Origin of the sequence: uncultured Nocardioides sp. (assembly GCF_902805925.1) — a bacterium.
Lineage (GTDB): Bacteria > Actinomycetota > Actinomycetes > Propionibacteriales > Nocardioidaceae > Nocardioides.
In genome coordinates, this window is the sequence record NZ_CADCUP010000033.1 from 1 (window position 1) to 11,631 (window position 11,631).

At 72.1% G+C, this 11,631-nt stretch carries 13 protein-coding genes; 6 read left to right on the plus strand and 7 right to left on the minus strand.

The window, feature by feature from the left end; all coding sequences use genetic code 11:
- The first annotated feature begins 86 nt into the window (after positions 1-86).
- Positions 87-686, plus strand: coding sequence for an SGNH/GDSL hydrolase family protein (locus tag QZX64_RS01840; protein ID WP_295656472.1), 600 nt, complete (start codon positions 87-89; stop codon positions 684-686).
- Here the strand turns inward: QZX64_RS01840 and QZX64_RS01845 are convergent.
- From QZX64_RS01845 to QZX64_RS01865, 5 genes are all read right to left on the minus strand, one after another.
- Complete coding sequence (locus QZX64_RS01845) at positions 683-1,687, minus strand: ABC transporter permease (RefSeq protein WP_295656473.1); 1,005 nt, start codon at positions 1,685-1,687, stop codon at positions 683-685. The genes QZX64_RS01840 and QZX64_RS01845 overlap by 4 nt on opposite strands.
- A complete protein-coding gene (locus QZX64_RS01850) occupies positions 1,684-2,670 on the minus strand; it encodes an ABC transporter permease (protein WP_295656474.1) in 987 nt (328 codons plus the stop codon). Before QZX64_RS01850 ends, QZX64_RS01845 begins: the two co-directional genes overlap by 4 nt.
- A complete protein-coding gene (locus QZX64_RS01855) occupies positions 2,667-4,244 on the minus strand; it encodes a sugar ABC transporter ATP-binding protein (protein ID WP_295656475.1) in 1,578 nt (525 codons plus the stop codon). The genes QZX64_RS01850 and QZX64_RS01855 overlap by 4 nt, the downstream gene beginning before the upstream one ends.
- 125 nt (positions 4,245-4,369) lie before the next feature.
- A complete protein-coding gene (locus QZX64_RS01860; RefSeq protein WP_295656476.1) occupies positions 4,370-5,416 on the minus strand; it encodes an ABC transporter substrate-binding protein in 1,047 nt (348 codons plus the stop codon).
- 484 nt (positions 5,417-5,900) lie between these two features.
- Positions 5,901-6,596 carry a hypothetical protein gene (locus tag QZX64_RS01865; protein ID WP_295656477.1) on the minus strand — a complete coding sequence of 232 codons (696 nt, stop codon included), beginning with the start codon at positions 6,594-6,596 and terminating at the stop codon, positions 5,901-5,903.
- A gap of 88 nt (positions 6,597-6,684) precedes the next feature.
- Between QZX64_RS01865 and QZX64_RS01870 the strand changes: the two genes are divergently transcribed.
- From QZX64_RS01870 to QZX64_RS01880, 3 genes are all read left to right on the plus strand, one after another.
- The gene (locus tag QZX64_RS01870; RefSeq protein WP_295656478.1) at positions 6,685-7,290 is read left to right on the plus strand and encodes a TetR/AcrR family transcriptional regulator; all 606 of its coding nucleotides are present in this window, start codon (positions 6,685-6,687) and stop codon (positions 7,288-7,290) included.
- Positions 7,291-7,365: 75 nt separating this feature from the next.
- A complete protein-coding gene (locus QZX64_RS01875) occupies positions 7,366-8,736 on the plus strand; it encodes a glycosyltransferase family 2 protein (RefSeq protein ID WP_295656479.1) in 1,371 nt (456 codons plus the stop codon).
- Between the two features lie 79 nt (positions 8,737-8,815).
- Positions 8,816-9,283, plus strand: a complete 468-nt coding sequence (locus QZX64_RS01880; RefSeq protein WP_295656480.1) for an HNH endonuclease — start codon at positions 8,816-8,818, stop codon at positions 9,281-9,283.
- 18 nt (positions 9,284-9,301) lie between these two features.
- Here QZX64_RS01880 and QZX64_RS01885 read toward each other — a convergent pair whose 3' ends face one another.
- Positions 9,302-10,126 (minus strand): alpha/beta fold hydrolase, encoded by an 825-nt coding sequence (locus QZX64_RS01885; RefSeq protein WP_295656481.1) that lies wholly within the window; start codon positions 10,124-10,126, stop codon positions 9,302-9,304.
- A 111-nt stretch (positions 10,127-10,237) separates the two neighbouring features.
- Here QZX64_RS01885 and QZX64_RS01890 point away from each other — a divergent pair, with 111 nt between their 5' ends.
- Entirely contained in the window at positions 10,238-10,534 is a 297-nt protein-coding gene (locus QZX64_RS01890; RefSeq protein ID WP_295656482.1) for a hypothetical protein, read from the plus strand.
- A 24-nt stretch (positions 10,535-10,558) separates the two neighbouring features.
- On the opposite strand, the gene QZX64_RS01895 is transcribed toward QZX64_RS01890, so the two are convergent.
- On the minus strand, positions 10,559-11,293 hold the full coding sequence (locus QZX64_RS01895) for a PIG-L deacetylase family protein (protein WP_295656483.1): 735 nt from the start codon (positions 11,291-11,293) through the stop codon (positions 10,559-10,561).
- Positions 11,294-11,319: 26 nt separating this feature from the next.
- Between QZX64_RS01895 and QZX64_RS01900 the strand changes: the two genes are divergently transcribed.
- Positions 11,320-11,631, plus strand: a 312-nt coding sequence (locus tag QZX64_RS01900) for a GNAT family N-acetyltransferase (RefSeq protein ID WP_295656484.1), incomplete at its 3' end; no start/stop codon positions are given.

Here is an 11,631-nt window from a genome sequence, read left to right on the forward strand (position 1 = left end):
GGGCCGGGCACGCGGGACGGCGTCGGGGCGGCTCGAGCTCTGCCCCGGGGTGGACTCCGGGGCCGGTGACTGGGTACCCGGCAGGCATGACGCTGCGCCTGGCTGTCCTCGGTGACTCCATCGCCTACGGGCAGGGGGCCGCGCGCCCGGAGGACACGCCGGCACGCCGGCTCGTCGATGCCCTCGGGCGCCGGGGGACCGAGGCGGAGGCGCGGGTCTTCGCGGTGCCCGGGGCCCGCAGCGCCGCCCTTGCCGGACAGGTGCAGCGGGCGATCGGCTGGCGGCCGGACGTGGCCGTGGTGGTGGTGGGCGCCAACGACCTGACCCACCGGGTGCCGGTCGCCGACGTCGGGCGCCACCTCGCCGACGCCGTACGCCGCCTGCGGGAGGCAGGCGTCCAGGTCGTCGTCGCGCCGGCACCCGACCTCAGTGTCGTGCCGCACGTCCCGGCCCCGCTGCGTGCGGTGGTCCGCGCGGCCAGCGCCGCCGTGCGAGCCCGCCAGGTGGACGTGGTCGTGGCCGAGGGCGGCGTCGTCGCCGACGGCGACGAGGGCACGGCGCGGGCCTTCGCGGCCGACCCGAGCCTGTTCTCGGGCGACGACTTCCACCCCTCGAGCGCCGGCTACGAGGTCATCGCGGACGCGCTGCTGCCAGCCGTGCTGGACGCCCTGGCGCGAGTGCACTAGCGACGCTCGACCCTGGCCAGCCACTGCTGGGCGGTCACCACCACGAGCAGGATCACGCCGCTGACGACGGCCTGCCAGTTCGAGTTGAGCGAGCCGACCTGGTTGATGATGTTCTTGATCACCTGCAGCAGCAGCACGCCGACGAGGGTGCCCAGGACGGTGCCGGCGCCGCCGGTGAGCAGCGTGCCGCCGAGCACCACCGCCGAGATCACCTCGAGCTCCATGCCGACGCCGAGGATGGTGACGCCCGAGGAGGTGTAGGAGGCGATCATGATGCCGCCGAGGGCGGCAAGCAGGGAGGAGGTGACGTAGGCGATCACCTTGCTGCGCATGACGGGCAGGCCCATCAGCTGGGCGGCGTCCTCCTGGCCACCGACGGCCAGCGTGGTCGAGCCGTACGACGTGCGGTGCAGCACCAGGCCGCCCAGGAGGAACAGCACGATCACCACCCAGACCGTGTAGTTGAGCCCGAGCAGCTTGCCCTGCGCGATCTCGCGGAACGCCGCGCCGGGCGGCACCTTGTAGGTGGTGGAGCCCTCATCGGTGATGAGGAGCAGCAGTCCGCGGGCGAACAGCAGCCCGGCCAGCGTGACGATGAACGGCGGCAGCCCGCCGCGCGCGATGACCAGCCCCTGCACCAGCCCGATGGCCCCGCAGACGGCGAGCGGCAGTGCGAGCGCGACCAGGAGCCCGTGCTGGGACCCCCAGGCGGCCAGCACGCCACCGAGGGCGAAGACGGAGCCGACCGAGAGGTCGATGCCGCCGCCCATGATGACGAAGGTCATGCCGAGCGCGACCACGGCGAGGAACGAGGCCTGCACCGCGATGCTGGTGAGGTTGCGCTGGGTGCCGAAGCTGTCGAAGGCCACGGTGGCGGCGACCGCCGCGAAGACCAGGATCACCAGCGCGCCCTGGCGCTGGACGAGGTGCGCCACGCGGGCCCGGCTGCTCCGCTCGCCGGTGGTGCCGGGCGTGACCTCGGGTGCGGTGGCCGTGGTCATGAGGTGCTCCTCCTGCGACCCATCTGGACGTAGACGGCGGCGATGACGATGACGGCCTGAGCCATCTGCGCCGTGGAGTCGGGGATGTTGTGGAAGACGAGCGTGGCGAAGATCAGCTGCATCAGCAGGGCGCCCGCGATGGTGCCGATGATCCGGACCTGCCCGCCGGAGAGCGGCGTGCCGCCGATCACGACGGCGGTGATGGCGGAGAGCTCCATCAGCTGGCCGAGCTTGGTCGGGTCGCTGGCCTGGGAGCGGGCCGCGAGCAGGACGCCGGCGATCGCGGCGAGCACGCCGGCCACGACGTACGTCGTGATGACGACGCGCTTGACCGGGAGCCCGGCGAGCTCGGCCGCCCGCTTGTTGCCGCCGATGGCGACGAGCTGGCGCCCGTAGGTGGTGCGGCGGGCGGCGAACCAGACGAGCGCGGCGATGACCGCCGCGATCAGCACGACGTAGGGCACGCCCAGGAGCGACTCGGAGCCGAGGCTGACGATGCCCGGCTCGCGGATGGTCTTGATCTCACCGCCGAGCAGGTTGGCCACGCCGCGGCCCGCGACCATGATGCCGAGCGTGGCGACGATGGGTTGCACGCCGACGACGGCGACCATCGACCCGGCGAGCGAGCCGGTGACGAAGCCGACCAGCACGGCGATGAGGATCGCCATCGCCGCCCCGTAGCCGACGTACAGGGGGATGAGCGCGGCTGCCAGGGCCATCACCGCACCGACGGAGAGGTCGATGCCCTCGGTGCCGATGACCAGCGCCATGCCCAGAGCCACGATGACCACGGGGGTCACCTGGATCAGCTGCAGCAGCAGCGTGCGCTCGGTGAGGAAGTTGTTGGTCCAGACGACGTTGAGGAGGAAGAGCAGCGCCAGGGCGACGTAGACGCCGTTGGTGCGGACCCAGTCGAGGTCGAGCCCGCGCCGGCGCCGCGTCTCGGCCTCCGCGCGGGTCGGTGGGGTGGCGGTGGTGGTCATCGGTCCTCCTCCTGGGCCGCGGCATCGGCCTGGGCGATGTCGCCGGCGAGCGCGGCGAGCAGGGCTGAGCTGGTGAGGTCGGCGCCGTCGAGCTCGGCCTCGACCGCGCCGTCGCGCAGGACGACGATCCGGTCGGCGCCCTCGACCAGCTCGTCCATCTCGCTCGAGATCAGCACGACGGCCAGGCCCTGCTCGGCGAGCTCGTCGATGAGCGACTGCACCTCGGCCTTGGCGCCCACGTCGATGCCGCGGGTCGGCTCGTCGAGCAGGAAGACGCGCGGCTCCGTGCAGAGCCAGCGGGCGATCAGCACCTTCTGCTGGTTGCCGCCGGACAGCTCGCGCACCAGCTGGCGAGGGCTCGACGCCTTGATCCGCAGCTTGCCCATGAACGTCTCGACGAGCTTGTCGATGCGGCTCTCCGAGACGATGCCCATCCGCGACATCCGGGGCAGCACCGCGAGCGCGATGTTGTCGCGCACCGAGAGGTCGGGGATGATCCCCTCCGCCTTGCGGTCCTCCGAGAGCAGCGCGACCCCCGACCGCAGGGCGTGACGCACGGAGTTGCGGTGGACCGGCCGGCCGTCGACGATCACCTCGCCGGCCTGGGTCGGCAGCGCGCCGTAGATCGCCTTGACGGTCTCGCTGCGACCGGAGCCGAGCAGTCCGCCCAGGCCGAGGACCTCCCCGGGCCGGACGGTGAGGCCGACGCCGCGGAGGGTGTTGCGCGCATCGATGCCCGCCACCGACAGCACCGGCTCACGGCCCTGCAGGTGGCTCTCGCCGAACTCGGTGGCACCGTCGCGAGCCAGCTCACCCGCGTCGCGGCCGAGCATGTGGGAGACCAGCCCGGTGCGGGTCAGGCCGTCCATCCGGCCGGTGTGCACGTCGCGGCCGTCGCGGAGCACCGTGACCCGGTCGCACAGCTGCCAGAGCTCGTCGAGGCGGTGGGAGACGAAGACCAGGCCGACGCCCTGGTCGCGCAGGCTGCGGGACACGTCGAAGAGGGTGGCCACCTCGCGCGCCTCCAGCGAGGAGGTGGGCTCGTCCATGATGACGACCCTGCTGTCGACCGACATGGCCCGCGCCAGCGCCACCATCTGCTGGGCGCCGAGGCCGAGCCGGCCGAGGTCCTCGCGGACGTCGATGTGGACGCCGAGCCGCTCGACGAGCTCGCGGGCGTCGCGCTCCATGGTGGGGACGTCGATCAGGCCGTACCTGCGGGGTTCGCGGCCGAGGTAGATGTTGCGAGCCACCGAGAGCAGCGGGACGAGGTTGACCTCCTGGTAGATCGTGGAGATCCCGGCTCGCTGGGCGGCTGCGGGTTGGGCGAAGTCGACGCGCCCGCCGCGGTAGCGCACCTCGCCGCCGTCGGGGCGGTGGACGCCGGTGAGCACCTTGATCAAGGTCGACTTGCCCGCGCCGTTCTCACCGACGAGCGCGTGCACCTCGCCCTCGGCGAGGGAGAAGTCGACACCGCGCAGGGCGTGGACACCGCCGAAGGACTTCGTCACCCCCGCGGTTTCGAGCACGGTCGCCGTGCGGGGCTCGGTGACGGTGATGGTGGGATCGGTCACGACTGCCTTCTCGGTCGGAGGCCCGGCGGTGGGGGAGCCGGTCGGGATGGAGCGAGAGGCAGGCCCGCGCGTGGCGGACCTGCCTCCCGGAGCCGATCTGCGGCGCTGGTGACAGCGTCGCCCGGTCAGAAGGCCTTGTCGAGGTCTGCCTCGGCGTTCTCGGTGGTGTACTCGTCGTCGACGATGATGACGTCCTCGGGGATGGTCTCTCCGTCGTAGAACTTCTGCGCGGTCTCGAAGGCCAGCGGGCCGAAGCGCGGGTTGGACTCGATGACGGCGTTGATCTCGCCGTCGACGATGCCCTGGACGGCGTTGCGCGTGCCGTCGATCGAGACGATCTTGATGTCCGTGCCCGGCTTGAGGCCCGCCGCCTTGATGGCGGTCACGGCACCGAGCGCCATCTCGTCGTTGTGGGCGTAGATCGCAGTGATGTCGGGGTTGGACTGGAGCAGCTGCTCGGTCACCGACTGGCCCTCGTCGCGGGCGAAGTTGCCGGTCTGCTCCACGACGATCTCCAGGCCCGGGTAGTCGGACTCGACCTTGTCCTTGAAGCCGGCGTTGCGGTTGTCGGTGACGTTGTTGCCCGAGGAGCCGAGCAGGATCGCGACCTTGCCCTCGCCACCGGTGGCCTCGTTCATCGCGTCGGCCGCGCGGCTGCCCTGGTCGTAGAAGTCGGAGCCGAGGAAGGCGATGTAGTCCTCGCAGGAGGCGTTGGTCACCTTGCGGTCGATGGTGAGGACCGGCACGCCGGCCTCCTTGGCCGCGTCGAGCGCCGGGTCGAGGCCGTCGGAGTTGACCGGGGCGACGATGAGGAACTCCACGCCCTGGTTGAGCATGTCCTGGATGTCGGAGATCTGCTTGGGCAGCTCGGCGTTGGCGTTGGTGACGATGAGCTTGCCGACCCCGACCTCCTTGGCGGCCGACTTGATCGACTCCGTCTCGGCGGCGCGGAAGGCGGCCGTGTCGGGCTCGGACTGCGAGAAGCCGACGGTGGCCCCCGCGAGCTCGAGCTTCTCGGCGCCGTACTGCTCGAGGGTGCAGCCGTCGCCCGAGGCGGACGGGTCCTCCTTGACGACCTGGGCGTCGTCGCCGCCGCCGGTGGTGTTGCTGCCCTCGTCGCCCGTGCTGGTGCACCCGGCCAGGGCGAGGGTGAAGGCGCTCGCCACCACCATGCGGCTAACGATGGAACTGCGTGTCATGTGGGGCTCCCTTGCTCGGCACTGCCGGCCACGGCTGAAGTGACGATGATCACACCTTGTCGCTGCCGATCAAACACGAACGAACATGAGAACGCAACATTGTGGACACTCAGTTGTGCGTGTCGGCACGGGTCGCCGACAGGCGTCGGCCAGGAGCAGGCCTCCGGCGCGTTCCTGGGCCTCGGCACGGCGAGGTGCCCGCGCGTGGGCTCCGCCACAGACGGCGTTACCTGGGCGTCGCGTGGGTACCAGCGACGTCAGCAACCGCGATCGCGCCGAAGAGGGCCCCACTTGTCATCGATGTATGGACACGCACACCTTCTCGCCGACCCCGGCAATCACTGCGCGGTCGACCGCTGCCGGCGGCTGGCCACGGCCGTCACCGACGACGGGCACCGCATCTGCGCGCGCTGCGCGCTGACGGCCGAGCGACAGGCCGTGTGAGGCGGGGTCCCAGCTAGCTGCCGACCACCGAGTGCGCGCCAGGGTCCACGGCACCAGTGGGCCGGGCGTCCGCGTCGGCGCGGACGGCGTACGCGCCCGGCAGGATGTGCTCGAGCACCCCGACCTCCTCGATGTTGTGCACCAGCCACGCTCGGGTCATCGACATCGGGAAGCGGCGCTCGGTCAGGTAGCGGTTCACGGGCGTGAGCAGGGCGGCGTTCGACCCGATCTCGAGCACGCTGACGTAGTGGGTGTGTCCCTCGCCGGCCGACCAGGTGTGGCTCAGCTGCAGCACCGGAACGCCCGCGAGGCGACGGACCAGGCGGATGCCGGTGGCGTCGAGCCTCTCCACGCTCTCGGTGGTGTCGATGTAGAACTCCGGGCGGCCCTGGAACGCCTCGATGATCCGGAACCGGGCGCCCTCACGAGCTCCGCCGCCCGGCGCAGGACGCGCGAGCTCCCACCGGATGTGGTCCACCGGGTGCCACGCCAGGTAGTTGGGCACCACGGCGTCGCCGTACGACATGGTGCCGCCGATGTTCTGGAACCACCACAGCACCATCTCCGGCGTGACGCCGCGCAACGGCTGGTGGTCGATGGTCACGCGCCGACGGTGGCGCGAGAGGGGCTGCACGGTGGTCGTCGCGGTGTCGGCCGACCGCAGCGGGAACAGCACGGGACGCGGCCGGGGGAGGGGCAGCTGCTTCACGGGTCGCTCCTTGCATACGGTGGCGTGTCTTAGAAGCACTGTAGGAGTCCAACGAGAGAAACGCAATCGTTTCTTGTAGCCTCGAGTCATGGTGGAGGCGAGTGATCCCGGGGCAGCGGTGGCTACGACGAGGCGTCGCCGCGGCAGTGTGCTGGAGCAGGCGATCCACGCAGCGGTGCTCGACCTCGTCATCGAGCAGGGGGCGGCCGGGGTGACGATGGAGGCGGTGGCTGCCCGCGCCGCGACGAGCAAGCCGGTCCTGTACCGGCGCTGGGCGGACCGTGCAGCGCTGCTGCGCGAGACGCTCGTGCCGCTGGCGATGGACGCCATCCCGCACACCGACACCGGGAGCTACCGGGGCGACATGCTGGCCATCCTGCGCGGCTGGGCCGACTTCTTCGCCAGTCCGCATGGTGCGGTCGGGGTGGCCATCGTGGGCGCCATGCCTCAGGACCCCGAGCTCGCCGCAGCGTTCCGCGACGGGGTCATCGCGTGGCGGAAGGAGGCCATGGCCGAGACCTTGACCCGCGCCATCGACCGCGGCGAGGTGCGACCCGACGTGCCGTTCGAGGTGGCCCGAGAGCTCGGCCAGGCCGTGCTCTGGCACCGCTTCCTCGTCACCGGTGACCCCATCACCGACGACCTGGTCACCCACATCGTCGATGAGATCCTCATCCCCTACGCCGGGGCCTGATCGGCGGCAACTCGTGCGAGCGGCCGTCCGGTCGCGTCGCCCGGCGGGCGACGCGCCCCGCGATACCATCCCCGGGTGTCGAGGCGGGTCAAGCTGTGCGCCATCGCGCAGAACGAGGGCCCCTACCTCGCCGACTGGGTCTTCCACCACCTCCACGTCGGCTTCGACGGGGTGGAGGTGTGGGTCAACGGCTCCCACGACACCTCGGTGCAGATCATGGAGGCCGTCTCCGCGGCGTACCAGCAGGTGTCGTTCCGCGTCGTCGACGAGCTGCTCGAGGACTCGCTGCTCCGGGGCAGGTGGTTCCAGTACCGCGCCTACGCCAGGCTCGCGCGGAGGGCTGAGCGCCAGGGATACACGCACGCGGGCTTCCTCGACCTCGACGAGTACTGGCTGCCTCAGGACCTCGAGACCAGCATTCACGCCTTCCTGCCGGAGGCCGCTGACGTGAACGTGGTGTCCTTCCCCTGGGGCATGGACGTGCCGAGCCCCCACCGGCCGGCCTTCGACCACCCGCTGGCGGGCGAGCTCACGGTCCAGCTCGACCCGCACGTCAAGTCGGTGGTGCGCCTCGACGACCGGGTCGTGCAGGTCCGTCCGCACACGGCTCGGACGACCTCCGGGACCCGGCTGCTGGTGCGCGACCCCTTCCCCCTCGCCCACGAGGAGGCGCAGCAGTGGGGGAGCTTCGTGCCGGACGACCACTTCGCCTCGACCCGCGATCACCTGCCCGAGGCGTTCGTGCTGCATGCGGTGCACCGCTCGCAGACCGAGTACGTCGGCTCGCTCAGGAAGCCGCAGCGGACGTCCACGACCGACTCGCGGTACCGCACCAACCGGCGCGGCTTCCTCGCCCGGGGTGGACCGGTGCTGCCCGTACGGCTGCCGGAGCCGGCGCTGGCCCGCTACCTGCGCGCCAGGGAGCGCTTCCGCGCCGAGGTGGGCGTCGACGCCCTCGTCGACGAGGCGACCGCCTTCACCAGCCACCGGGCGTCGTCGGTGATCCAGGACGTGGTCGCGGACCCGACGCTCATGGAGCGCGTCCGCGGTGTGCTGCACCGCGTCTCCGCGCCCGCGCTGGACCAGCGCTACCCCGGGTGGGACTACCACCTCGAGTGGTGCGTCGACGCGGTGCGGCCGACCGAGGCCGGTGCCGAGGTGACGGGCTGGGCCTTCAGCGCGACGAGTGGCCACGACCTCGAGTTCGGGTTCCGGGATGCGGCGGGAGCCCTGTGGCACGCCGGGCCGGTCGACCGGTCGCCCCGGCGGGACGTCGTCCACGTGCACCCGGAGGCACCGCCCGACAGCGGGTTCCGGGTCGAGGTCCCACGCGGGTTGCGCGTCGACGCCGGCACGCTGCTCCTGGCCCGCCCCACCGGGAGCACGGTGTGGTCGAGCCTCCCCCTCTCGGCGCACCTGGCCGGGCAGCGGACGGGCAATCCCTGAGCCGTCCCGAGGAAATGTGTTCCCCCACGACCACCTGCGGCGCACACTGGAGGCAGCCACCCGCGACGGAGGAGGTGCCGTGAGCCACCGATCGCGATCCGTCACGCTCCTCAACGCCTCCTACGAGCCGCTGGGCCACGTCGACTTCCCCAAGGCCGTGCGGATGCTGTTCCGCCAGGTCGCCGTCGTGGAGGAGGGTGACGAGACCCGCCGCATCGGGCCGCACCCGTGGCCCCGGGTGCTCCGCCTGGTCCGCTACGTCTTCCAGGCGTGGCTCTACCGCGAGGCCGCCTGGCACCGCGGTGGCGTCTTCCTGCGCGACAAGCACCGTTGCGCCTACTGCGGCGCCAAGGCCACCACGGTCGACCACCTCGTCCCGCGATCACGCGGCGGCCAGTGGTCGTGGCTGAACTGCGTCGCGGCGTGCAGCCCGTGCAACGCGCGGAAGGGCAACCGGACCCCCGAGGAGGCCCGGATGCCGCTCCGCTTCGCCTCGCCGCGCGTGCCGCTGGTGGGCGAGATCGTGCGCGAGCGCCGGGCGGCCTGACCGGCGTACGCCGTGCCCTCAGTGCGCGAGGAACTCCAGCAGGACCCGGTTGAGCTCATCGGCATGGCTCACGTTGAACCCGTGCGGAGCGTCGGACAGGACCACCAGCTCGCTGTTGGCCACCGCCTGGGCGGTCCGCTGGCCGGAGACCTCGAACGGCACGATCGCGTCGGAGTCGCCGTGCACGACCAGCAGCGGGACCGTGATCTTGGCCAGGTCTCCGGTGAAGTCGGTGACCCACGACCCGATGCACTCGGCGGCCGCGTGCAGGTCGGCGCGCGCCGCGAGCCCGAGCGCCACCTGGCGCTGCTCCTCGGTGACCTTGAGGTCGCCGTCGGCGCTGAAGAAGTTGGTCGTGAAGGCGTCGAAGAAGGCCTCGCGGTCTCCGCGCAGCTGCTCCTGCATGCCGGCCACGTCGTCGAGGGTGAGGGCCCCGTCGGGGTGCGCGTCGTCCTTGAGCAGGCACGGCGGCACGGCACCGGCCAGCACGGCGCTGTGGACCCGGTCCTCGCCGTGCGTGCCGAGGTAGCGGGCCACCTCGCCGCCGCCCATGGAGAAGCCCACCAGGCTCGCGTCGTGGAGGTCGAGCTCGTTCATCAGCGCGTCGAGGTCGGAGGTGAGGGTGTCGTAGTCGTAGGCGGAGTCGGTGCCAGGCTTGGCGGACTGCCCGAACCCCCGCCGGTCGTAGGCGACGACCCGGTGTCCCGCCTCGGTCAGCGCCGGCACCTGCGCGGACCACGAGGCGCCGCTGAGCGGCCAGCCGTGGATGAGGACGACCGGCCGGCCGTCGCCGCCGGAGTCCTCGTAGTGGATCTCGACCGGGCCGTTGCTGAGCATGGGCATGGGCGTCCTCTCGTCGGGTGCGGGCCCCGTGGCTCGCATCACGTCGAGCCAAGCAGGTCGGTGGTGAGAGCGGAAGGCCTCGTGATTCGAACACATGTTCTAATCGGGGGCATGGCGCGCGGTGGCTACGGATCGGGGAGCGGAGTGCCGCTGCGCGACCGGGTCCGCGGCGCCTCGACGCCCGCTCCTGCTGCTCCACCCACACCCGCGGGCGACCACCCCGGCCGGCACTGCTTCGTCTCCCTCCCCGTCGACGGCAGCCGCCCGCGCCCGGCGCTCCTCGTCGAGTGGCGCCGCGTCGGCAACGGCCGCTGGGAGGGCCGGGTCGCCTACGTCGCCGAGCTGCGGCCGGGGCGGTGGGGGCTGGTGGAGGAGTGGGTGCCGGCCGAGCTGCTCAGTGCCGACTGAGGCACCGCCAGCGACCCTCCCTGGCTACTCGCCCCAGCCCATGGGGAGGACCTCGAACGTCGCGGCGAACGCCACGCCCATCCGCTGGCCGGCCTGCCGGCCGAAGCCCTCGAGGAACTCGCGCGGGTCCCAGCCCTCCCAGCCCAGACCGTCGATGTACGCCGCGTGCGCGGCAAGCGACGAAACGCCGGCATCGAAGGTCTCGGTCGTGTCGACGCCGTGCGTCGCCTCGGGGGAGCCGGACGCCCAGACCTCCCGCACCCCTCCCCAGGGCTCCAGCCCGTCGGTCAGCTGCTCGGCGAAGACCCACCGGTTGCCGGCGTCGCGCACCGCGTCGACCACCGCCCTTCCGACGGCGATGTGGTCGGCCTGGTTGAGATTGCGCCCTCCCCAGGTCTCGCGGAAGTTGCCCGTCACGACGATGTCGGGCCGGTGCCGGCGGACCACCTCGGCGATCGCGGCCCTCAGCGCGACGCCGTACTCCAGGACGCCGTCGGGGAGGCCGAGGAAGTCGACGGTGTCGACGCCCACGATGCGCGCCGACTCCACCTGCTCGGCCTCGCGGACGCGGCGGCACTCGTCGGGGTGCAGGCCGTCGATGCCGGCCTCGCCGCTGGTGACCATGCAGTAGACGACCCGCTTGCCCTGGCCGGTCCACCGCGCCACGGCGGCCGCGGCGCCGAACTCGAGGTCGTCGGGGTGGGCGACGACGCACAGCGCGCGCTCCCAGTCCTCACGGAGGGAATCCAGTGGCTCCATGCCGACGAGCATGGCACGGTGGCGGCGTGCCGGGAATGACGAGCGAGGTCGACATCGTGGAGGTCGACCCGTCCGACGAGGCGGGTCTCCGGGCCTTCTGGGAGGTGGAGCAGGCCGCCGTGCGTGCGGACCGGCCCCGCGCGCTGGTGCGCACCTGGCGCACCCTGCTCAACAACGCGCAGTCACCGAACCCCCGCTACGGACGCACCTTCCTGGCGGCGCGGGACGGCGGTGCCACGGTGGGTGTCGCGGAGATCGGCGGATCCGTCGCCGACAACACCCACCTGGCGAGCCTGGAGGTGGGGGTGGCGCCGGCCCGGCGCCGCCAGGGCATCGGA

Bases quoted from the DNA above. Each gene is read 5' to 3' on its own strand.
- QZX64_RS01840 (WP_295656472.1), top strand. From the start codon at position 87: ATGACGCTGCGCCTGGCTGTCCTCGGTGACTCCATCGCCTACGGGCAG.
- QZX64_RS01845 (WP_295656473.1), bottom strand. From the start codon at position 1,687: ATGACCACGGCCACCGCACCCGAGGTCACGCCCGGCACCACCGGCGAG.
- QZX64_RS01850 (WP_295656474.1), bottom strand. From the start codon at position 2,670: ATGACCACCACCGCCACCCCACCGACCCGCGCGGAGGCCGAGACGCGG.
- QZX64_RS01860 (WP_295656476.1), bottom strand. From the start codon at position 5,416: ATGGTGGTGGCGAGCGCCTTCACCCTCGCCCTGGCCGGGTGCACCAGC.
- QZX64_RS01870 (WP_295656478.1), top strand. From the start codon at position 6,685: ATGGTGGAGGCGAGTGATCCCGGGGCAGCGGTGGCTACGACGAGGCGT.
- QZX64_RS01885 (WP_295656481.1), bottom strand. From the start codon at position 10,126: ATGCCCATGCTCAGCAACGGCCCGGTCGAGATCCACTACGAGGACTCC.
- QZX64_RS01890 (WP_295656482.1), top strand. From the start codon at position 10,238: ATGGCGCGCGGTGGCTACGGATCGGGGAGCGGAGTGCCGCTGCGCGAC.
- QZX64_RS01895 (WP_295656483.1), bottom strand. From the start codon at position 11,293: ATGGAGCCACTGGATTCCCTCCGTGAGGACTGGGAGCGCGCGCTGTGC.